Origin of the sequence: Marinobacter sp. MIT930201 (assembly GCF_047122665.1) — a bacterium.
GTDB lineage: Bacteria > Pseudomonadota > Gammaproteobacteria > Pseudomonadales > Oleiphilaceae > Marinobacter > Marinobacter salarius.
In genome coordinates, this window is the sequence record NZ_CP138916.1 from 856,969 (window position 1) to 878,568 (window position 21,600).

28 protein-coding genes are annotated in these 21,600 nt (G+C 54.6%); 7 read left to right on the forward strand and 21 right to left on the reverse strand.

Going from position 1 to position 21,600, the window contains the following annotated elements:
- Positions 1-50: 50 nt before the first annotated feature.
- From gstA to SIC19_RS04045, 3 genes are read left to right on the forward strand one after another with little or no spacing between them, the layout of a single operon-like run.
- Positions 51-653, forward strand: a complete 603-nt coding sequence (gene gstA, locus SIC19_RS04035) for a glutathione transferase GstA (protein ID WP_041335317.1) — start codon at positions 51-53, stop codon at positions 651-653.
- The gene (locus SIC19_RS04040; RefSeq protein ID WP_091641741.1) at positions 650-1,039 is read left to right on the forward strand and encodes a nuclear transport factor 2 family protein; all 390 of its coding nucleotides are present in this window, start codon (positions 650-652) and stop codon (positions 1,037-1,039) included. The genes gstA and SIC19_RS04040 overlap by 4 nt, the downstream gene beginning before the upstream one ends.
- A gap of 2 nt (positions 1,040-1,041) precedes the next feature.
- Positions 1,042-1,287, forward strand: coding sequence for a tautomerase family protein (locus tag SIC19_RS04045; protein ID WP_036204364.1), 246 nt, complete (start codon positions 1,042-1,044; stop codon positions 1,285-1,287).
- A 1-nt stretch (position 1,288) separates the two neighbouring features.
- On the opposite strand, the gene SIC19_RS04050 is transcribed toward SIC19_RS04045, so the two are convergent.
- The 4 genes from SIC19_RS04050 to SIC19_RS04065 are packed head-to-tail and all read right to left on the reverse strand — an operon-like array spanning position 1,289 to position 4,982.
- Entirely contained in the window at positions 1,289-2,080 is a 792-nt protein-coding gene (locus SIC19_RS04050) for a DUF4239 domain-containing protein (protein WP_041335313.1), read from the reverse strand.
- A gap of 42 nt (positions 2,081-2,122) precedes the next feature.
- Positions 2,123-3,427, reverse strand: a complete 1,305-nt coding sequence (locus tag SIC19_RS04055) for a TRAP transporter large permease (RefSeq protein ID WP_075195919.1) — start codon at positions 3,425-3,427, stop codon at positions 2,123-2,125.
- Positions 3,417-3,911 (reverse strand): TRAP transporter small permease, encoded by a 495-nt coding sequence (locus SIC19_RS04060; RefSeq protein WP_075195920.1) that lies wholly within the window; start codon positions 3,909-3,911, stop codon positions 3,417-3,419. Before SIC19_RS04060 ends, SIC19_RS04055 begins: the two co-directional genes overlap by 11 nt.
- A 60-nt stretch (positions 3,912-3,971) precedes the next feature.
- Positions 3,972-4,982: a DctP family TRAP transporter solute-binding subunit gene (locus SIC19_RS04065; protein ID WP_075195921.1), complete on the reverse strand. Its 1,011-nt coding sequence runs from the start codon at positions 4,980-4,982 to the stop codon at positions 3,972-3,974.
- Positions 4,983-5,213: 231 nt separating this feature from the next.
- On the opposite strand from SIC19_RS04065, the gene SIC19_RS04070 reads away from it, so the two are divergent.
- Entirely contained in the window at positions 5,214-6,521 is a 1,308-nt protein-coding gene (locus SIC19_RS04070; RefSeq protein ID WP_075196020.1) for a short-chain fatty acid transporter, read from the forward strand.
- A 132-nt stretch (positions 6,522-6,653) separates the two neighbouring features.
- On the opposite strand, the gene SIC19_RS04075 is transcribed toward SIC19_RS04070, so the two are convergent.
- The 8 genes from SIC19_RS04075 to SIC19_RS04110 form a co-directional block, all read right to left on the reverse strand.
- Positions 6,654-6,908 carry a hypothetical protein gene (locus SIC19_RS04075; RefSeq protein WP_075195922.1) on the reverse strand — a complete coding sequence of 85 codons (255 nt, stop codon included), beginning with the start codon at positions 6,906-6,908 and terminating at the stop codon, positions 6,654-6,656.
- 200 nt (positions 6,909-7,108) lie between these two features.
- Positions 7,109-8,032, reverse strand: a complete 924-nt coding sequence (locus SIC19_RS04080) for a M14 family metallocarboxypeptidase (protein WP_075195923.1) — start codon at positions 8,030-8,032, stop codon at positions 7,109-7,111.
- 24 nt (positions 8,033-8,056) lie between these two features.
- Complete coding sequence (locus SIC19_RS04085) at positions 8,057-8,746, reverse strand: DUF899 domain-containing protein (protein WP_075195924.1); 690 nt, start codon at positions 8,744-8,746, stop codon at positions 8,057-8,059.
- A gap of 94 nt (positions 8,747-8,840) precedes the next feature.
- The gene (locus tag SIC19_RS04090; RefSeq protein ID WP_041335301.1) at positions 8,841-9,248 is read right to left on the reverse strand and encodes a VOC family protein; all 408 of its coding nucleotides are present in this window, start codon (positions 9,246-9,248) and stop codon (positions 8,841-8,843) included.
- A gap of 120 nt (positions 9,249-9,368) precedes the next feature.
- Positions 9,369-9,944, reverse strand: a complete 576-nt coding sequence (locus SIC19_RS04095; protein ID WP_075195925.1) for an O-methyltransferase — start codon at positions 9,942-9,944, stop codon at positions 9,369-9,371.
- 22 nt (positions 9,945-9,966) lie between these two features.
- Positions 9,967-10,998, reverse strand: a complete 1,032-nt coding sequence (locus SIC19_RS04100) for a branched-chain amino acid aminotransferase (protein WP_075195926.1) — start codon at positions 10,996-10,998, stop codon at positions 9,967-9,969.
- Between the two features lie 479 nt (positions 10,999-11,477).
- Positions 11,478-11,828, reverse strand: coding sequence for a VOC family protein (locus tag SIC19_RS04105; protein ID WP_075195927.1), 351 nt, complete (start codon positions 11,826-11,828; stop codon positions 11,478-11,480).
- A 193-nt stretch (positions 11,829-12,021) separates the two neighbouring features.
- Positions 12,022-12,342 (reverse strand): winged helix-turn-helix transcriptional regulator, encoded by a 321-nt coding sequence (locus tag SIC19_RS04110; RefSeq protein ID WP_218618582.1) that lies wholly within the window; start codon positions 12,340-12,342, stop codon positions 12,022-12,024.
- A gap of 142 nt (positions 12,343-12,484) precedes the next feature.
- Here SIC19_RS04110 and SIC19_RS04115 point away from each other — a divergent pair, with 142 nt between their 5' ends.
- Positions 12,485-12,721, forward strand: coding sequence for a thioredoxin family protein (locus SIC19_RS04115; RefSeq protein WP_075195929.1), 237 nt, complete (start codon positions 12,485-12,487; stop codon positions 12,719-12,721).
- Between the two features lie 54 nt (positions 12,722-12,775).
- Here SIC19_RS04115 and SIC19_RS04120 read toward each other — a convergent pair whose 3' ends face one another.
- Complete coding sequence (locus SIC19_RS04120; protein WP_075195930.1) at positions 12,776-14,245, reverse strand: PLP-dependent aminotransferase family protein; 1,470 nt, start codon at positions 14,243-14,245, stop codon at positions 12,776-12,778.
- Between the two features lie 109 nt (positions 14,246-14,354).
- Between SIC19_RS04120 and SIC19_RS04125 the strand changes: the two genes are divergently transcribed.
- Together SIC19_RS04125 and SIC19_RS04130 are read left to right on the forward strand one after the other, a co-directional pair.
- Entirely contained in the window at positions 14,355-15,131 is a 777-nt protein-coding gene (locus SIC19_RS04125) for an aldolase (protein WP_075195931.1), read from the forward strand.
- A gap of 24 nt (positions 15,132-15,155) precedes the next feature.
- Complete coding sequence (locus tag SIC19_RS04130; protein WP_075195932.1) at positions 15,156-16,034, forward strand: dihydrodipicolinate synthase family protein; 879 nt, start codon at positions 15,156-15,158, stop codon at positions 16,032-16,034.
- Between the two features lie 120 nt (positions 16,035-16,154).
- Here SIC19_RS04130 and map read toward each other — a convergent pair whose 3' ends face one another.
- The 8 genes from map to SIC19_RS04170 all read right to left on the reverse strand — a co-directional run bounded on the left by map (position 16,155) and on the right by SIC19_RS04170 (position 21,566).
- On the reverse strand, positions 16,155-16,886 hold the full coding sequence (gene map / locus SIC19_RS04135; RefSeq protein ID WP_412535604.1) for a type I methionyl aminopeptidase: 732 nt from the start codon (positions 16,884-16,886) through the stop codon (positions 16,155-16,157).
- Between the two features lie 34 nt (positions 16,887-16,920).
- Positions 16,921-17,127, reverse strand: a complete 207-nt coding sequence (locus SIC19_RS04140; RefSeq protein ID WP_075195934.1) for a ParD-like family protein — start codon at positions 17,125-17,127, stop codon at positions 16,921-16,923.
- 196 nt (positions 17,128-17,323) lie between these two features.
- Positions 17,324-17,815 (reverse strand): DUF523 domain-containing protein, encoded by a 492-nt coding sequence (locus tag SIC19_RS04145; RefSeq protein ID WP_228712221.1) that lies wholly within the window; start codon positions 17,813-17,815, stop codon positions 17,324-17,326.
- A gap of 39 nt (positions 17,816-17,854) precedes the next feature.
- Positions 17,855-18,241, reverse strand: coding sequence for a hypothetical protein (locus SIC19_RS04150; RefSeq protein ID WP_075195936.1), 387 nt, complete (start codon positions 18,239-18,241; stop codon positions 17,855-17,857).
- Positions 18,242-18,624: 383 nt separating this feature from the next.
- The gene (gene istB / locus SIC19_RS04155) at positions 18,625-19,365 is read right to left on the reverse strand and encodes an IS21-like element helper ATPase IstB (protein WP_127400812.1); all 741 of its coding nucleotides are present in this window, start codon (positions 19,363-19,365) and stop codon (positions 18,625-18,627) included.
- 9 nt (positions 19,366-19,374) lie between these two features.
- Positions 19,375-20,916, reverse strand: coding sequence for an IS21 family transposase (istA, locus tag SIC19_RS04160; protein WP_127401805.1), 1,542 nt, complete (start codon positions 20,914-20,916; stop codon positions 19,375-19,377).
- A 176-nt stretch (positions 20,917-21,092) separates the two neighbouring features.
- Positions 21,093-21,389, reverse strand: a complete 297-nt coding sequence (locus SIC19_RS04165; protein WP_412535580.1) for a hypothetical protein — start codon at positions 21,387-21,389, stop codon at positions 21,093-21,095.
- On the reverse strand, positions 21,390-21,566 hold the full coding sequence (locus SIC19_RS04170; protein WP_083637225.1) for a tautomerase family protein: 177 nt from the start codon (positions 21,564-21,566) through the stop codon (positions 21,390-21,392).
- Between the last annotated feature and the right edge of the window lie 34 nt (positions 21,567-21,600).

Below are 21,600 nucleotides of genomic sequence, written 5' to 3' on the forward strand. Positions count from 1 at the left end.
ATCTCCTCTGTGTCCAAGCCTAGTGCTTATCACACAGAGGAGATCTACCGATGAAACTGTATTTCAAACCCGGCGCCTGCTCACTGGCGACACACATTGTACTTAGAGAACTGGGTATTGATTTCACCCTTGAGCCCGTTGATACCCAAACCCAGCGCACCGAGTCCGGTATCGACTATAAAACCGTCAACCCCAAAGGTTATGTGCCGGCGCTGGATACCGGCAGAGCGGTACTGACCGAAGGCGCTGCGATCCTCCAATACCTGGCGGAATCAACTACATTGATACCCGACGTAGGCACCCTTGAGCGAGCCCGTTTGCAGGAGCACCTGAACTACATCGCATCAGAGCTGCACAAGGCCTTTGGTCCCTTCTTCAAAGCCAGCGCAACGGACGAACAGCGTGCCCAGGCACTGGAGACCATCCCCCGCCATTTCGACTACCTGGAGTCTCTGCTCGACGATGGTCGAGCCTATCTGGTGGGCGACACCTTCACCGTTGCTGACGCCTACCTTTTTGTAGTGTGCAGTTGGGCCGCCGTGCCCGGGATCAATCTCAAGGATTGGCCGTTCCTGAACACCCTCTGGAATCGCATTGCGGCCCGGCCGAGCGTTAAAGCCGCAATGTCGTCGGAAGGACTGGTCGCACAATGAACTCGCCCAAGCCTTACGAAACCATCCCGGTCCTGCTCGAAACCTATTTTGAAGGACTGCACAAGGCCGACAGCGCCATGCTCTCTGGCGTGTTCCATCCGCACGCCCAGTATGTGAGTGCGACACCAGAGGATTACCGGGTACTGTCGTTCGACGAATACCGGAAGGTGCTGGATCAACGGGTGCCGCCAGCAAGCAATGGAGAAACCCGCAACGAGCGCATCATTTCGATCGAAACGGGAGGCCCGACTCTCGCGTTCGCGCGAGTGGAAATGACCATGATGGGGCGCGACTACACCGATTTCCTGACCCTGATCTACGATCAAGGCCGCTGGGCCATCATGGCCAAAATCTTTCACTATGAAATCACAAGCCAGGGAGACTGACCATGCCGTACGTCAATATCAAAATTACCCGCGAAGGCGGCCCGGAGGGCAAGGGACCCTCTGCGCAACAGAAAGCGGAACTGATCGCGGGCGTTACCGACTTGCTCGTCCGAATTCTGGACAAGAAACCGGCCTCAACCATGGTCGTGATTGATGAAGTGGCGCTTGAGGACTGGGGAATCGGGGGATTGCCGGTGCCAGAATATCGGGCGCAAGTGACAAAGCACAAGACAGCGGCAAGGGAATGAATCACTCCTTGCGATCATTCAGCAGTTGAGTCATGACACTCTGGTTGACCTGTATAAGACCGCGTTTTGGTCGATCCAGATCAATTATTATAAAGACGATCAAGGTAATCAGTATGGAAACCAACACTATCGGCGCGAACATACGTTTTCCACTCAACCCTGCGGAATACCCCATTATTCCCCCGGAGGAGACGAACACTATAAACAGTAAAACCAGTACAACTTCTGGAACTTGCATTTGAAGCAATGCATTTCTTTTACCTTGACTATCAATAACGTCATTGAGTGATTTTACAAATGCGCCAGTTGTTACCGGGCGAGGGTCCACCTCGGTAGCTGATATTGCCAATGCCCATAACCGATTCTGCAAGTCGGCGATTTTATCATTGTAGGAAGTACGCTCTTCCGTTTTGGTAAGGTCCAACTGGCCAATTTCTACACGCAAACCAACATATTGCCGGAATAGATTGCCAGCTTCGTCTCTGTATTCCTCTGGCAGCAATTGAACCCTCAGTATTGCGGTTCCTATGGCATTCGCCTCATCTATTAAGGCCATACTTCGATTATCATATCGTTGCATGGACATGCTGAATGTAAACCCGAGCAACAATGCCAATAAACCCAGTACGCTGGCCTGAATGGAACTCGTAAGCGCTTTAACTTCATCGTCCGTATGGGACTGTACGAAGCGCCCTACTCTAAATCCCACTTCATTAAGCGCAACTATCGCCATGAAGAGAATTACAACGATAACGACACTGCTGAATCCGTAAAGCAGATCAAGTTGGTTCATAGGTAATCCTTGGGGAGGCCGCGAAGCGTAGCGGTGCTCTATTTACCATGGACCCACGACATAACCAAGCTTTTCCGGTAACCACAACGCAATCCCCGGCACCAACATCACCAGCACCAGGCTGACAGCCATCGCAGCCACAAACACCATGGCCCAACCGATGGTGTGTTCCAGGCGGATGTTGGCGATGCGGGTGGTGACCATCAGGTTCACGGCGACCGGTGGTGTGAACTGGCCAATGGCGATGTTCATGGCCAGCAATATGCCAAACCAGATCGGGTTCCAGCCAAAGTGATTCATCAGCGGCAGAACAATCGGAATCAGGATCAGGTAGATCGAGATGGCATCCAGCAGCATCCCGGCAATCAGCACCAGGACCATCACCAGACCCAACAGCACCCAGCCGTTTTCCGAGAGCGACAACAAGGCATCCGCAAGGTGCTGGAAAGTACCCAGCGTCGTCCCCGCCCAGGCGAAGATGCCCGCCAGCGCAATGATAAACATCACCACGCCGGAGGTAACGGCGGCGTCTGTCATCAGGCCCCAGAGGTTCCGCAGGCTGAGATTGCGATACAACACGCAACCGACCAGCACGCCGTATGCCACCGCCACCACGGCCGCCTCAGTGGGCGTAAACAGGCCTGAGCGCAGGCCCCCAAGGATGATCACCGGTGCAAACAGCGCGGGCAAGGCCGCCTTGAGGCTGGGCCAGAAAGGCGGGCGTTCGACCGCTTCGGGGTCTTCCCAACGGTACTTCTTCGCAAAATACAACGCTGGCGCCAGCAAGGACGCGCCCGCCAGAATGCCCGGAAAAATACCAGCGGCGAACAGCGCCCGCAGATCAACACCAGGCACCACGATGGAATAAAGAATCAATGCAATGGACGGCGGAATCAGGATTGCTGTGGACGACGAAGCCGCAATCAATGACGCCGAAAACGGCTTCGGATAACCGGCCTTCTGCATGCTTGGCAGCATCACCATGGCAACAGCGGCCGCATCAGCTGGACCAGAACCGCTCATGCCACCCATGATCAGGCACACCAGCACCGCGACAACGGTCAGCCCACCATGGCGGGGGCCGATGATCGACTGGGCAAACCGCACCAGCGCGGCGGCAACGCCCGCACGCTCGAAGATCAGGCCGGTCAGGATAAACAGGGGAATCGCAATCAGCGGGTATTTGGCCACGCTGTTATACGTGTTGGTACCAAACGTGCCCAGCATCGCGGGCGGCAGTCCCGCGACGATACCCACCAGCCCGCCCAGGCCCAGGGCAATTGCGACCGGCATGCCCAACAGCAACGCCAGCAGGAAACTGCCAATCATCAGCAGATCAGGACTCATGGATCACCTCTGGGGCTTCCCGGCCGCGAAGGCGATCAACAAGGTTCTGGGTCAGGCGGATAATGATGGCTGCAGATAGTAGCGGCAGCCAGATCACGTAAATCCAGTTAGGTAATCCCAGGCCTGGTGACAATGACTCCCACTGGTATTCCTGCATGGCGAAGGTACTGCCATACCACGTCATGATCCCCAGGACTGTCACCCCGCCCAGCCATTGCAGGACAAACACCACCTTTCGTGCCCAGGGCGGCAGATAGTGCTCGATCAACTCAATGCGAATGTGCTGGTTGTGTCGCGCAGCCACCGCAGCGCCTGCGAAGGTAAGCACCACCAAAAGGAACACCGAGAATTCCTCGGTAAAGGCAAAGGAGGCATCTGTCGCGTAGCGCACGATCACATTGCCGAGGCTGATCAAGCAGATCGCAACCAGGGCAATGGTGGCCAGCCAGGCATCGAGCCGGAATTTGGGAGGACGGGACGGCATGGTAACTCCGGTTCGGAAAGAGCGCCCACCGGCAACGGTGGGCGCCTGAACAGATCGCGCTTACTGGTTACGGTTGGCGACCGCTTCCTGCGCTTGCTTGACCAGATCCTCGCCAATGCGCGGAGTCCAAGTTTCATAAACCGACTGGGTGGCCTTCATGAAGGCATCACGCTGCTCATCAGTCAGTTCGGTGACCTCTACGCCACGTTCCTTGATGGCGGCCAGGGTCGCGTCGATTTCGCTACGGGATTTCTCGATTTCCCACTGGCCGGCATCAATCGCCGCCTGCTTCAGCAGCGCCTGATCTTCCTCGCTGAATTGGTCCCAGATGCTGTTGCTGACTGCAAACACCAGCGGGTCCGCCATGTAGTGCCAGCGGGTCAGGTACTTCTGGCCAACCTGATCGATACGCGCCACGTCAAAGACCGATAGCGGGTTCTCCTGGCCGTCGACGGCACCGGTGGTCAGCGCCGGCTTGGCATCGGCCCAGCTCATCTGGGTGGGGTTAGCGCCCAGGGCCGTAAAGGTATCCTGGAACAGCGGCGAACCGACTACGCGTATTTTCAGGCCATCCAGGTCGGCCGGCTCATCGATGGTCAGCTTGGAGTTGGAGAGCTCGCGGAAGCCATTCTCGCCCCAGGCCAGCGGTGTAACACCACGCTTCTTGATCGCGGCAAAGACAGCTTCGCCAGCCTCGCCTTGGGTGATCGCATCGATGGCGGCATAATCCGGCATCAGGAAAGGCAGGGAAAACAGGTTCAGCTCAGGCACCTGAGGCGACCAGTTGATGGTGGACCCCACCGACATATCGATCAGCCCGGAGCGCATCGCCGAGAACTCTTTGGTCTGGTCACCGGAAACCAGTTGGGAGTTGCTGTAGATTTTCATGTTGATACGCCCATCGGAGCGCTCTTTCACCAGCTCCACCCATTTGTCGGCAGCCTGGCCCCAGGGAAACGCAGACGGCAGTACGGTGGAAACGGTGTATTCATCCTTGTAATCGGCTTGAGCAACGGCACTGAACAGCAGGGTAGCCGCCGCGGCAGCAAGAAGAGAGCGACGTTTCAACATGTGGTTTTCCTTTTTATTGGGATTGTGAAGATCGCTGTGCCGCTATCAGGCAGCGGACCAACGATTGATTATAGAAATCGGGCTATCTGGGAGCAATAGACGATGGTGGGAGTACCCCCTCCCCCAATGAATGAGTAATGCAATACGGCGAAAGGATAGTTGGTGCTACCCCAGGCTTTTAGTTTAGCTTGCCAGCAACAAAACAAGCTGAAAAAAATATTGGGGGACAATGTGTTAGACAGAGCAGCCAAACCTATGGTCAGTCTGGTAGACAAATACCTACCGGACCCCTACCTATTCGTCATCATACTGACACTGCTGTCATTCGTTGCCGCTATGGTGTTCCAGGGGCATAGCCCCATGGCGGTAGTAGAGATGTGGGGGGACGGTTTCTGGAACCTGCTGACCTTCTCAATGCAAATGCTGCTGGTACTGGTCACCGGCTTCATGATGGCGAGCACCCCACTGGTGCGTGGCATCCTGAACCGGATTGCAGGCCTTGCCAGAACACCGGGCCAGGCAATTGTACTGGTTACCTTCATCGCGCTGATCGCCAGTTGGATCAACTGGGGCTTTGGCCTGGTGGTCGGCGCGCTGTTTGCCAAAGCCCTCGCCCGGCAAATCCGCGTACACTATCCGTTGCTGATCGCCAGTGCCTATTCCGGGTTCATTGTCTGGCACGGCGGGCTTGCAGGCTCCATCCCACTGACGATTGCCACAGAGAACCACTTCACTGCAGATGTGATCGGCGTTATCGGCACCAGTGAAACCATCTTCGCCTTCTTCAACCTGGCCATCGTCGCCGCACTTTTTATTATTGTGCCCCTGGTTAACCGACTCATGCTGCCAGACGAAAGAGACAGCGTGTACGCGGACCCTAAAATCCTGGACGATGAGCCCGACACCTCGGTTGTTATCAATCGCCCGGCCGACTACCTGGAGAACAGCAGAATACTTGCCTGGTTGATCGGATTCAGTGGTATCGCATTCATCTTCCAATACTTTATCGAGGGTGGCGGGCTGAACCTGAACATCGTGAACTTCATGTTCCTGTTCGTTGCCATCATCCTGCACCAGACCCCAAAGCGCCTGCTTGCCAGCCTGAATGAAGCCGTGAAAGGCGGCGCCGGCATCGTTATCCAGTTTCCGTTCTACGCCGGCATCATGAGCGTAATGACAGCTTCCGGACTGGCAGCAAGCATCTCAACAGGGTTTGTGTCCATTGCGAGCGCCGAGAGCTTGCCATTCTGGAGCTTTATCAGCGCCGGGGTGGTCAACATATTCGTGCCATCCGGCGGCGGCCAGTGGGCCGTTCAGGCGCCGGTTATGCTGCCTGCTGCACAGGAGCTTGGCGCTGACATATCCAGAGTGGCCATGGGGGTTGCGTGGGGCGACGCCTGGACCAATCTCTTACAACCTTTCTGGGCTCTGCCTGTGCTTGCCATCGCTGGGCTGAAAGCCAAGGACATCATGGGCTACTGCCTGATGCTGCTGATCGTCACCGGCATCATTATCAGCGCGGGCCTGACCTGGCTTTAACTGCCATCCAAATATAAAGGCCGGAGAGTAGCGCTACTCTCCGGCCTTTGACACGGATAAAAGCTATCTAGACACGCGTTCAGGACACGCCTCTAGCGCTTCCTCAGAATGGCGCGGTCGTGCTCAACAAAATCACATGCTTTTACCTTGGGCCATATGCCGCTCATGGAGCTCATTGTTATACTCACCAAGGCGCTCACGAGCGTTCTCAAGCTCTTTCCAGGCTTCCTGTAGCTCCGATAGATCTTCCTCGGCGGGCGCCTGGTCCTTGGTGCCACTATCGAGGCTTTCGTATTTGGCATCTATCCGCTCAGCCACGTTCTGGTACTTGGCCCAGGCCGCCTGATACTGTTCCCGCTCGCGTTTCCAGTTTTGTGCGTTTGCCATTGCTTACCTCCCACTGGTGCAATTGAGTGATGGGGGATCTTTCGCCTCACTCATCATGACGTTACGGCGGGAAGGGGCTTTTTCAACCAGAGACAAATTACGGAATAGACAGTTGGAAGCCGCCTGGGTTGAGCAGCCCCTCAAACATTTGTGCTGCTCATAACGACCCACGTTAGTTGCAGAATCATGACTGTCCTTCCCTACGGGTTCACCAGCACGTAGTCGATCGCCGCACACACGGCAGTAGCCTGCGCTGCATTGCATTGCTCGGGGGTCACTCGTGCGCTGTCGGGATAGACTTCAGTGGTGGTCCTGTATGGAGCACTGGTGATACTGGCGCACAGGCCCAGCTGTTTGAGCGGGTACTGAATGACGCCTCGAGCGGCGACCGGTGAGCCAAAGATCTCACCGTTACCATCAGCCGGTGCGATGTGTGTGACCTGCTCCACCGCCTCAATCAACGCCTGTTGAAACTCGGGCTCTGGGCTTTCGCTGTCATCGACCAGATAGAAGCCGTCAGGAATTTCCCCCGGCTCGAACGGCTTGCCGTCTCGGGCCGCGAGCGCGGGACGAAACTCGGTTTCATCCGTATCAGTGGTCTCGTGCAGATCGATATGCATCAATGCATGATCGCGAACGGGGGCCACCAGTCGCATAAGCGCCGCCGCCTCATCCGCCAAACCGTCATCTCGGAACGAACGGTTCGGGTCGACCGCGTTCGGGTTCCAGCGATGGATGCGCTCGTATGCCCAAGGGCTGACGCACGGCGCGACCAACAGATTGACACGGCCCGCGTAATCCGCCGCATGCTGATCAAGAAACTGCAGTGCGCCGTGTACACCGCTGGTTTCATAGCCGTGTACCCCGCCTGTTATCAGCACGACTGGCAAATCCTCACGCCAGTCGCGGCTGCGAATCGCCATCAGCGGATAACGGTTGGCGCCATAATCCAGACGGCCATACTCTTCCACATCAAAACGTGGGCGCAGACGCTCGATCACGCTCAACACATCAGACTCATAGCTCCGTTGACGGGTCTGCTGTGACAACCACTCAGCACGTTCCACCTCACCCCAGGGAGTGCCAGGCTTACCGATGGGATAGGGTGCGGGAGCCGTGTTCATATCATCTTTCCTCCATATGAGTTGTCAGACGTCGTACTCATCGTGGCGGCGATTCCATACGTAGGGCTCCGTCTGAGGCCAGCCTTCCGGTGAGTCTTCCCAAGTTTCCTGGCGACCAAAGGGGGTCAAATCCAGGTATGTCCAGAGAGTGCCGAGATATTCGACGCCACGCGCACCCGTATAGTAGGTGCGGTAGATATCATCTCCGTCGCGAATAAAAACACTGGCACCGTGTCGTTCACCGTTATCCGTGGTTGCGCCGAAATCGACGTTAAAGTCGCTCTCGTAAGACGAATACCATGGAACAGGCGCCGTCCATCCCATCCGCGACCTGTACTGCATGAGTTTTTCCCTTGGTGCGCGTGACACCATAACCAACGACGTATCGCGAGCATGCAGGTGGGCCGGGTGTGTCATGGCATCTACCAACCAGGAGCAACCGTCGCAGCCAGCGTTCCAATCCGGGGCAAACATGAAGTGATAAACAATGAGCTGACGGCGCCCTTCGAACAAATCGAGCAGGGACACTGCGCCATTTTCCCCCTGGAGCGTATAGTGCTTGGCCACCTTGACCATCGGTAACTTCCTACGCTCTGCGTTCAGTGCATCCCGTGCCCGGGTTAACTCTTTCTCTTTTACAAGAAGCTGATCCAGCGCCGCTTTCCACTGTTCCGAAGAAACGACCTCCGGTAGTGGCTGTTTATCTGTCGCCATTGTCTGAGTCTCCTATGCGTTCAATGTAGGGCCTCCGGCAACCGCGGAAACTACGTAACACTGCGCACGGTTTTGGGCTGGAGTTGTCGCCACACTAGTTCGACAGGTTTAGCTGCCAAGACACACCATACCTATCATTCAACCACCCGAATTTCTGGCTAAAACCATAATTATCCAGCGGCATTAGCTCTGAGCCACCTTCTGCCAGGGCTTTAAATACTTCCTCAATTTCGCTCGCCGATTCGCACTCAACATACAGCGACATGGAGGGCGTAAACGTAAATTGGTGATCAAGGTGGCTGTCGAGCGCCATAAACTCTCGACCGTTTATCTTAAACTTCGCCATTTTCACAGAACCTTCTGGTTCATGCTCGCCGGCCTGGTAACGTTGAATATCGACGATCTCTGAACCAACGAATAGCGAGGTATAAAACCTGATGGCCTCCTCGGCTTTCCCAGCCTGCTCTCCAACAAACATGAGTGATGTTGCAATAGATCTCATCTGTGCCTCCATTCCAATCAGATAACATTCCGCTGCGGGCCACACACGCGCGCATCCGCCCCTGGTGCTTAACGAGGTTGTAGAGAAACCGCTTCCAAGCGTTCCCACCACCAGTCTTGATTATGTTTTTTTACACGCCACGAACTCACCTTTGCCTACCGGCACAGTAGTGGTGGTAAACCCGCCAGTGCTGTCGACAAAATCAATGAATTCCCTCAGTTCCTCAGCGTGCGAAACCGCATTGTCACACACCAGAATGCCCCCGGGCCGAATGAGGGAAACGATTTGGCCAGCAACTTGAACGTAGCTCGCGCGGTCGGCGTCAAGAAAAACCAGATCAAACAAACGGCTAGCTTGCCCGAGATAATCGACGGCGCCCATTTGTACCACAGTGATCTTATGATCGAGATTGGCACGTTTGAAGTTGCTTTTGGCCTGACTAATCTTGAACGGAGACACTTCCAGAGTGGTCACATGTCCATCCTCTGGTAGCGCGGACGCTATCCACAAAGTGGAATAACCGTTAGACGTTCCGATCTCCAGAACCTGTCTCACTGCGCCAGCTTTTATCAGTACCGACAAGAACTCCCCGGTATCCCTGGTGATGTTGAGATACTTGCGATCTTTCTGCTCTACCGACGCATCGTTCTCTTTCCCTAGCGTCTCGAGTTCTTCTAAAAGTTCCTTGAGTTTCACGTCGCTACTCCAGAAGCAACATTCAGCTCAGCCAGCCGAATCTATCTTCAGTTCTACCAGATTGCAGTGCCCGCAGTGCGTCGCTCAGTTTTCGAGTGTTAGGGCCGGTGCTACCATCGCCTACCTTGTATGTAGCGCCTTTGTGCACAAACGACCCCACACCAGAAAGAACAGCCGCTGTTCCGGATAACGCGGCTTCTCCGGTCTGAATCCAATCCATGACCTCAGCAACGGTAAAATCTCGTTCGATGACGTCATAGTTCAAGTCTCGAGCAAGGGTTATTACCGAATCCCGGGTGACGCCATGCAGAAACGACGCATCCAAAGGCTTCGTGAGCAGCTGAGAATCATTGATCAGGAAGAAGTTCGACGCCCCTGTTTCCTGCACATCGCCGTTCGGGCAGAACAACACCTGATCTGCTCCATGTTCTTTCCTGGCTTTAACGACATGGCGAAGCGCTGAGGCATAATTACCTCCGGCTTTCGCCTGACCGAAGCCGGGAGTACTCCGCAACTCCTGATCTTCGATCAGGATAGTCAAACCATGACCACCTCTCGAGAAATAATCTCCGACGGGCGACGCCAACACATAGAGCATGGCCTGTGCAGAGGGCGCACCCGCCGAACCGATGTTCTCCTCCGTGCCAATCAGCGCCGGCCGTAGGTAGAGCGCACCAGGTGCTTCCGGTATATCGTCAAAACATAAATCAACGAGTTGGCGGATCATTGCTTCGACAATGTCGGCGGGCGGCAGAGGCAAGCAAAGCAACTCGGCGCTGCGCTGGAAGCGTTCAACATGGCGGTCGAGGCGAAAAATACGAACGCCGCCATTCTGCATCCGAAAAGCTTTCATGCCCTCGAAACACGAACTGCCATAATGCAACACATGAGATGCTGGGTGTAGCGGCAAAGGTCCTACCGGCAGTGTCTCCACCTCAGACCAACGCCCATCGGCAAAACGGACGAGTGTCATATGATCGCAAAACTGAGTGCCAAATGGCGAGGCGGTATGATTAGCTGACGATACAAGCTTTGCTGACGGGGTTTCTTTCACGATTGAATGCCTCCGCAGAGACAGCGACCCATTTGCTTCATCTGTACACCTCCTTGTCTGCTTGTTTGATCCCGTCAGAACCTGGACTGAATCGACTGTTCCATACCTAACATTCAGTTTGAATTTTGGCTCCCTTTTGAACCAAACCCATGAACCGGTGCAGGCCACCACTGCTGTGGCCTATTCGCTTTATATCTCAATGTACCACTTGGGTTTCGTGCGCCCGAAATCCCGGCGGACATTTGCTTTCAGTGCCTTCCTGGAATCCAACACCTTTGCATCACCACGCTCTCTGACCAAAGCGCCGTATCGTCGGCGTAAATACCCAGCGCGTTTGCAGTCCGTTTAGCCTCGGCATAACTGATGCCTGCTAAAGCTGCACTTGCGGCTATACCACAACCAGTGGTTTCTTCCTGAACAACGGGTTCCATATTTTTACCATCTGACACGGAACGAACCGTTAGAGCAATCCCCAACGGTTACTCATGCTGTAAAACATTGATGAGCTTCCCGAACGGATCACGAACATAGAACCGACGAACACCCCAGGGCTCACTTACCGGGCCATACTCAATCTCAATATTTCCATTCTTCACTCTCTCCAAAGCGATCTCCAGGTTATCAACCTCGATAGACAGATCAGGAACTGGCGTTCCGGAGCCACCTTCCGATGCCACGCTTACCTGAGTGGTCATTTCCTCGCCCGAGCTATAGGTTCTTATCCATCCATGATCCATCACAATCTTAAGCCCAAAAATAGCCGAGTAGAATTTCTCTGCTTCGGAGGGGGTTGCCGCCGCTATGTTGGTAACTATTCGTTTTACCTTCATTTTGTCTCCCACAGATTGAGGTTCATTTAGCTCTAACCGGTGACCGCTGAACCGCTAAGCGTCTGAAAGCTGAACGAAACTGTCGAGGCAAATGTTCTCGCTCATGAGTTCAGTTTGCCGCTGGCGCGGCCAACAAAATGCCTATTCTCTGTTGGTTCCAAGAAGGCTCATATGCGTTATGTGGTAGTTGCATCTACACAGAATTTTCACTTTTTTCGCTCATTTCGACATCGAGATCTTGGATTTGCTGAATGATTTTGATGAGCCTCTGACCAGACTTGGTCAGCGAATACTCGGTACGCGGTGGGACCTCCGGGAAGCTCTCCTTGTGCATCAGGCCATATGCCGTAAGTTTTCGAAGTCGTTCAGAGAGGACTTTTGCCGAGATTCCTTCAATATGTCGCTCAAGGGCCCCAGGCCGGTTAACCCCCTTCTCCACGGCGAGAAGGACGGAAACCGACCATTTGCAGCCCACTATGTCCTCCAACTTGCGATAGGTGCTGCGAGTCTGCAAGAATTTTTCTCCTTTCATTTCGACAAATTACACCAAAAGGTGCCCAGCCCACTCATTTGTGCCCACTAGTCAACGCACTCTGCCAACTCTATCGTTTAGTCGTGCGCACGCCAATCAACCAACAGATATTAGGAGTTCAATAATGAGTGGCAAAGCTATTTTCTACCACGCAGGATGCCCTGTATGTGTCGCTGCTGAGGACCATGTTGCCGAGGCGATTGATCGCTCTCGCTACGATGTTGAAGTGGTCCATCTTGGCAATGACAAGGCGAGAATCGCCGAAGCCGAGGCAGCCGGAGTCAAGTCAGTCCCGGCTCTTGTCTTGGAAGGGGCTCCGTTCCATATCAACTTTGGGGCAAGCATCTCAGATCTGAAGTAATCGTTGCCTCCACTCGCGGCGCCTCTGATTGCTGAGGCGCCGTACTTTCGCTGTCTAACGTCCTGTCGAGTTCAACTCCTCCGCTAACAACTCCACCGATTGGGTTATCTCAGCTTTACTTAACGCTCCAAACCCAAATCGCAGGTGAGTCGGCGCCACCTGATCGTCCGTATAAGCAGTACTAAGGGTCGAATCCTTACCTGGCAGGCTATCCAGCTCCCGGCTTTTGGCCAGCTTGGAAATATCAACCCAGATAGCCATTCCGCCGGTAGGCAAGGTAAAAGATACCTTGTCACCAAATACCCGGGCGAACTCGGCTGCAGCAAAATTACGCCGGGCCTCATACTCCTTGCGCGTCTTACGAATGTGACGCCGGACCTCACCAGACTCCATCAGGTTAGACAAAACCTGCTCTGTGACTGTATTGCCCTGACGGTCAATGAGTATGATTTCCTGTGCAGCACGTTCAATGAACCGGATATCCGCTGCGATGTAGCCAAGCCTTAAACCCGGCGCAAACACTTTGGACATCGAGCCGATATGCACCACGTTCTCGGCATTGGGCAAGCTCGCAAGTGGGGGAACAGGGTTCGTCTCATAGTGGAATTCATGGTCATAATCATCCTCCAACACCGCGAACCTGTGTGCTTTGGAAAGTTCTAGCAGTGTTAGCCGCCGATCCATGGGCAGGCAAACGGTGGTGGGATACTGGTGATGCGGTGTGACATAAATGGCGGCAACCGAATGCTCGGCGAGTAATGCCTGTAGGTGTTCGATATCCAGCCCCTGGCCATCCAGCCTGCATTTCAGCACCTTGAAACCATTCGACTCGAAGGCTGCCCGGGCGGGCAGATAGCAGAGATCTTCCATCACGATGGCCCCCTTACTCGGGTCTAGAATACGGGAAGCGAGATAGATACCCATCTGGCTACCCCTGACAATGCACACCTGCTCGGCTGAGCAATTCATAAAGCGGTCACCAGACAGCATCTTCGCAACCGACTTGCGCAGGTCAACACTGCCTTTGGGATCGCCATAGCCCAGCCTGGAGTTGCGGCTCAGCTCAATACAGACCCGTCGATAAGTGCGCGCCAGCAGTTGATAGGGGATCAACCGGGAATCCGGGGTGCCGTCATTGGTGACCGGCATTGCGTTGTAGGCGCTAAGCGCGTCCTGATAGAGGATTTCCACCAGCTCCGAGGCGGATCGAGTCCTGTTGGTACTGTTAACCAGTTGATGGTCAGAGGACGACAGCCCCTGCTCGGGCAGGGTCTCGGACACAAAGGTTCCCGACCGCGGGCGCGTAACCAGCCAGCCCTGGGCCTCCAGCTCCTCATACACCTGTTGCACGGTTTTGCGATTTACACCCAACTGCTCGGCCAGTGAGCGGGAGCCCGGCAGCATGCTCCCCGGCGACAGCCGGCCTTCCTTGATATCCACCGTCAACGTATTCAGCAATCTTGCATGCAGGGTTTTGCCGGGGCTGTCCTCCAGCCACAGCTGCGTTTTCCAGGGTCTTAACATGCCCGCCTCTCCACTGGACCAGAAAACCTAACAAAACTGGCTCTTATTGCCGGTCCAGAATAGCGATATCGTTCTCCCCACGTCAAAGCTGACACCAAGGAGAACGCGTATGAAGACCGCCACCACAAGCAAGCAGGCACTGATGCAGAGCACCGAACGCGATATGCAAAGCCTGATTCAGGATATGGAACTGACCGACCATGAGAAGCTCGCGCTCACCTGTCGCATTCTGTTCGACAAGGGCCATGACTCCGGCCTGGCGGGCCAGATCACCTGTCGTACCGAGCACCGCGACACCTTCCTGACCCAGCGACTGGGGCTGGGGTTCGACGAGATTACGGCCGACAACCTGATCACTGTCGACCATGATCTCAAGCCGCTGGCAGGGGAAGGCATGCCCAACCCCGCCAACCGCTTCCATACCTGGATCTACAAAGAGCATCCGGAGGTTAACTGCATTATTCACACCCACCCGACCCACGTGGCTGCGCTGGCCATGCTGGAGGTACCACTGCAGATCTCCCAGATGGACGTCTGCGCTCTGTACGACGACTGCTCGTTCGTCGCGGACTGGCCTGGTGTCCCCGTAGGCAATGAGGAAGGCGTGCTGATCTCAAACGCCCTGGGCAACAACCGCGCCGTATTCCTCTCCCACCACGGCCAACTGGTCACCGGCAAGACGATCGAAGAGGCCTGCAACCTGGCCGTGCTGATAGAGCGCGCGGCACAGCTGCAGCTGCTTGCGATGGCTGCAGGAGAGATCAAGCCGCTGCCACACGAGCTGGCCCGGGAAGCACACGACTGGGTATCCACCGACAAGCGCAACAAAGTGAATTTTGCCTACTACGCACGGCAGGCGCTTAAACACCACGCGGACTGCATTTAACAACCTTTTTTCGAGGAACAGGACATGAACCTATCAGGCATCATTGGCTATCCGGTAACCCCTTTTAGCCAGGACAATAAACAGGTTGACCTCAATAAGCTCGGCGACGTCATCGATGTGCTGCTTGAAGCCAAAGTGGACGCCATAGCGGCCTTGGGCAGTGCCGGTGAAGCCGCCTATTTGAGTGAAGCGGAATGGAAGCAGGTCGCCGAGTACACGGTGCGGCATATTGCGGGTAAGGTGCCGGTGGTCATCGGCATCGCCGAGCTGACCACCGAACAGGCTATGCGAAAAGCGCAGCATGTCTATCAAATTGGTGCGGACGCGATCATGCTCTCGCCATTCTCGTACTACAAGTTGAGCGAGGCGGAAACCTTCCAGCACTATGAAACAGTCGCAAGCGCCAGCCCACTGCCCATCATGATCTACAACAACCCCGCCACCTGCGGCGTGGATATGTCCCCAGAATTCATGCTGGAAATGGTTGAGCGCATCCCGAACGCCAGCATGATCAAGGAAAGCACCGGCGACATTCAGCGTATGCATAAAATCTACACGCTATCGGATGGCAAAGTGCCATTCTTTAATGGCTGCAACCACATGGCCCTCGAAGCCCTCAATGCGGGTGCCACCGGCTGGTGTACGGCGGCACCCTGCCTGATCGGTGACAAGCCGAAGCAGCTGTATGATGCCGTTAAGCAAGGTGAAAACGAGAAAGCCAAAGAGCTGTTTTACCGGCAGTACGCGTTTCTGGAGTTTATCGTTTCATCGGGCTTGGCGGCAGCGGTGAAATCCGGCCTGGCCCTGCAAGGCAACGATGTCGGCAACCCGAGAAAGCCTCTTCTGCCTTTGAATGAGCAGGCACAGCAGCGCCTTCAGGGAATGTTGGAGGGGCTTGCTTAAGAGCAGGTGATAACAAAGGCTATTGCGGAGTTATCGATGCCTGTCTATTGAAGTGAGGGAAGTCCACGGTTTTGTGGTGAAGGCGCCGCCGCAACGAAAAAGCCGTGGACTTAAAGGCTCTTAACTATGCTCTTCGGCCCGGAGTGTCAGTACCTCATAACCATCGGAGGTAACGGCCACTGTATGCTCCCACTGAGCCGACAGCTTCTTGTCACTGGTGACAACGGTCCACCCATCCTTCTTCAACTTAACCTTGGCCTTACCCTGGTTAAACATGGGCTCTATTGTAAACACCATGCCTTCCTGGAGGACCAACCCTTTTCCACGCTGGCCATAGTGCAGAACCTGTGGCTCTTCATGCATTTCTCGACCAATCCCATGCCCACAATACTCGCGAACAACTGAATAGCCGTTCTTCTGGGCGTGGCTTTGAATGGCATGGCCGACATCTCCAAGTGTGGCACCAGGCTTTACGCTTCGAATCCCTTCCCACATGGCTTCATAGGTTTTATCGACCAAACGCCTGGCGACCGGAGTCACGTCGCCGATCATGTACATTTTGCTGGAATCAGCGATAAATCCGCCCTGCTCTAACGTGATATCTACGTTGATGATATCCCCGGATTTCAGCTTCTGAGCGGTTGAAGGAACGCCGTGGCATACAACCCGGTTTACAGAGCTATTCAGAACATACTGATACCCATACTGACCTTTACTCGCTGGGCGAGCGTTCAGCTGATCGACAATGTACCTCTCCGCAAGATTGTTGATATCCATTGTAGATACGCCGATCTCCATATGGCCATCAAGGTAGTCGAAAACCGTTGCGAGAAGCCGACCGGACTCCCGCATTGCACTCAGTTCCTCGGTGCTTTTCCGTTTTACACTAGCCACCGACAGCCTTCCTTATGTCTACCTCGGCCAGCTTCATTTGGTCGCGCATGATTTCGGAGAACGACATGCTGGGATTCGCCTCGGCAAGCATGCCAACTTTTATCCAATATTCAGCCTGAGCATTGATAGAGCGAACCATCACGGCACTTGCCTTGCGGATCTCCCCGTGTAATTCATCGTCAATCTTAACAATTCCCATAGCAGCCCCTTAATATACGATTTATATACGGATCATATATCGACAGTGGCAGCCATTCAAGATGAGTAATGAACTGTTTAACGTGTGGCTGCACTGCGCAGAAAAGCGCAGCATAGGTAGGTCTGACATCCCATTGCCGAAGTATCAATCGTTCAGTTCTAAGTCATGGTTCAGGTGGTGCCTTGGAAAAGGACCATCAAGCGCTTGTCGCGTGGATGGCGTTATTAGCTTCTGCTATCTCATATTGGCTAAATACCTGGATATTATGCCGACGTAACAACGCAGCCGTAACACCCATGCCTGGAGTTCGGTTACCTGAAAAGCGACCGTCATAGATAAATGAACTTCCACAAGAAGGACTGGACTCGGCCAGTATCGCTATCTCAATACTGAACTTTTTGCACAATTCCAGAGCAATAGAAGCACCTGCAATAAAATCGTCGGTGACAATATTTCCGCCCTTTTCAATAACGTCGGATTCGCCGTCTAATACATTGTTCCCGCTTCCTCCGTAAATCTCCGCAGGCATCCTTGGGATATTCATTCCGGCTTCAACTTCGGGACACACTGAAACAACCCGACCTTCTGTTATCCAGGTCTCTACAAGCTGATCATTCATCGAAAGGCTCCCACCATCGTATCGAACCCGTTTCCCTAGAAGGCAGGCGCTCATTAATACTCTTCTCAACTTACTAGACCTCAATATTGCTGTGTTTATGCAGCATTCTCAAAATGCCATTGCCGATGATATCGCCACGATCAGCAGCCCAACCCACCCCGGGTGCATTCCTTTAGTTGCGAAAAGTACCAATGCGCTGGACACGCCCATTGAAATTGCCACCGCTCGGAGAAACAAGCCTCGGACATCGGTGACCGGATAAAGAGACATGAAAACAAGTACCCCCGCAATGGCCAGACCGAATACAGAAACGATGTGCCATGTGGCCCACAAAATTCTAACGTAACGCTCTCTGAGGACCGGCTGCCCCTGCGTTGGGACAATTGTCTCTTTACGCATTCGCTGGAAAATCAGAACTTCGCCAAGCGCTGAATGGACAACCGCTACAACGATGGCGACCAGTCCACCAACTAACAACCAGCTTTCACTCGCCATCCGATTCATTCCTTTGATGCAGGGTCAGGGTGTAGTGGCTTACTTTAGCGCGTCCACCGACACGTATAGAGAATTACCATTGCAGCTTGCTATTTGCTACTGGCAGCAAGGTGAGATGGCCTTTATTTGAGGCTTGGGGGTCGAAACCATAGTCTCTGGTGATGTGCTTGACCTATGAGGCACACGGTTGGAGTGAAAAAATGAAAAGCCCAAACCACACATTACCAAGAAGTATCAGTAACTTGATGCCGCCCCGCGCAAAGGCCGGAATATTTTGATATCGGTGCATATTCCGGCGAACGTGAACGCCCATTCTGGCTGAACGTGAACACCCTTTTTCTTAACGCATCACCCACCGGAGTTTGTACTCCGGGTGTTCACGTTCAGTCAATTTCCTGAAGTCTTTTTCTCATTGATTCTCCTTTCAGAGCCCAGCGGTGGGCGTTGTGCATGAGTCTGTCCAGGATGGCGTCAGCCAGGGTGTTGTCACCGATAGCGGCGTACCATTGATCGGTAGGCAACTGGCTGATGATCATGGTTGAGTGAGTGCCGTGACGGTCATCCATGATTTCCATCAGGTCGTTTCGCTGTGCCGGTTTCAGAGCTTCCAGCCCCCAGTCGTCCAGGATCAGCAGCTTTACTTTGGCCAACTGGCTGAGAGCTTTCTGGTAGGTGCCATCGGCTTTGGCCTGGGTCAGTTCCAGCAGTAATCGGGAGATCCGGTAATACCGGGTGCTGAGGCCGTTCAGGCAGGCCTGGTGCCCCACGGCGCAACCGAGGTAGGTCTTGCCGCTGCCGCAAGGGCCGGTGATCAACAGGTTCTGGCCCCGTTCGAGCCAGTCGGCCTGGGCCAGTTGAGCTACCTGGGCCTTTTTGAGGTTGCGCGGGTGCTGGTAGTCGATGTCCTGAACGGACGCCCGGAGCTTGAAGCGAGCCTGGCGCACCAGACGATCCTGCTTCCGGTGGTCCCGGCTTTGGAACTCCCGATCAAGTAACAGTTCCAGGCGTTCGGTGAACGATAGCTCGTCATAAGTCCCCGGCTGATTTTGTTGATGCTCCAGGGCGGCAGCCATGCCGCCGAGCTTCAGGTCTCTCAGTCGTGTCAGGGTTTGTAAGGTGTTCATACGGGGGTCCTAGTGGAAGCTCTTTGGGCCACGGATGTTCTCGTGATGCTGGGGCAGTTCGGTGTGTAAGGGCAGCTGTTCCGGCAGCTTGTCCCGGTTGCTCCGGAGGATGGCCTTGATGTGTTTCAGCCGGTCCAGGCCTTCGCGGTTGGCAATGCGGCAACTGGCATTCAGGCGCTCGGCGGGGTACGCCTTGCTCAGGTTGAGTAACCCGAGACAGACCCGATAGGCCTGCTCCGGATGTTCCCGCTCATCCATCCGGCCACTGACCCAGACCAGGGTGTCCGGTCCGATATCCCGGGCCCAGCTCTTGAGGCGTCCGGGCGTCCACTGCTGTTGTTTTTGATGGCGGGTGGGCATGTGCCCTGGCTCGGTGGTGATGCCGTACTGATGGCTGCGTGGGTGACTGGTGATCAGTTGCTGCCGGAAGTAGATCTGCACCAGTCGCTCACCGGCATGGAGGTCTACCTGCTCGCCGACATACTGGTGCGGCACCGAGTAATAATGGCGCTGGAACTCAATGTGGTAGTCGATGTTGACCCGGCAACGCCGGATCTCGACGTACTCATAGGGGTGTTTGGGTAACGCTTTCAGGGCGGGCTGATCGAGTGTCTTGAAGGCTTCCTGCCGGTTGCCCGGCAGCGCTCGGAAGGGGCGGCTGTTCAGGTCGTCCAACAAGGCCCGGATACACTGGTTCAGGTCGGCCAGAGTGAAGAAAGTGTGGTGGCGCAATCGCGCCAGGATCCAGCGTTCAACGATCTGTACGCCCACCTCCGCCTTGGCTTTATCCTTGGGCTTGTAGGGCCGCGCAGGCAGTACCGCGACCTGATAGTGCGCGGCCAGTTGCTGGTAGCTGGGGTTCAGGTCCGGATCGTACCGACAGGCCTTGTTGACACCGCTCCGGAGATTATCGGGAATGATCATCTCCGGAACGCCGCCAAAAAATTCAAAGGTGCGCACGTGGCTCATCAGCCAGTCCTGCAATACCTGGCTCCAGGTCGCCTCCGCGTAGGTGTAATTGGACGCCCCCAGCACGGCGACAAACACCTGGGCCGTGCGGATTTCGCCGGTTTGCGGGTTAATGATCGGAACGGTGGGGCCACAGTAGTCAATAAAGCACTTTTCACCGGCCTTGTGGATCTGGCGCATGGAGCGCCTTTGCTGCTTTTGCCAGTGCCGGAAGCGGTCACAGTATTGAGAATAGCTGTAACACCGGTTGGGGTATTGGGCGGTGTATTCCTCCCACAGCAACTGCTTGGTAACGCCCTTCTGTTTGAGGTTCTGATGGACGGTCAACCAGTCCGGTACCTGGTAACGGCTGGAGCTGGTGGGGTCAGCACCGGGATAGAGCATGGCCGCCAGGCGGCCATCGTCCAGATTCTCGGGTAAGGGCCAGGTGATTTCTAAAGCCTGGGCTCGGGTCAGGAGCTTCTGGATAGCCCCGACACTGGTTTTGGTACTGGCGCTGATCTGCCGGATCGAAAGCCCGGCTTCCAGCCTCAGACGAAGCACTTCTCTGATTTTGCGCATTGGATTTCTCTTTGCTGCCATGACCCTGATTCCCAAAAAAAGAACCAGAGTAGCAAGCGGTTGAATAAACAATGCGTTAAGAAGGATTCTGGTGGAACGTGAACACCGATTCCGGGAACGTGAACGCCAATTCCGGCATGGTGAACACCGATTCCGGAAATTCTTGAAAAGTGTTCATCTTCGACCAGAATGACTGTTCACGTTGAACCAGAATAGGTGTTCACGTTCGTCCGGAATGGGCGTTCATGATGGGCCGGAATATGCAATCGGAATAAATACCCGATCACCACCCATTGCACAACCAGCCACACGACTGAGAAATACAGAAAACCTTTGTGGCACTCTACGTCAGTTGCTGTGTAATACGCATACCACCAAGCCGAAACTGCCCCCGTAGCGAGTAGCACAAGAATCACGCAAGATAGAATATTGCGCCAACGCGGGTAACCCGTGCTTAAAAGCTTTTCTTTCGCTTGGCTAAATTTTGCTGTCATTCAAGTCTCTTTTCCAATTGCCACAAAACGAATGCCAACCTCCGACTCGATTTTGCTGAATAACTCCTTAACTAGAACCTTCCGAATCACCGAGGTGCGCCCCTGCATCATATTAATCTTAATAACCGTGTAAGCGGGTGATCTACCACCTGGATAGTAAAAGTCCTCAGCATCCATTGGGATGAAACGGGCAACATGTGCGCCACATCAG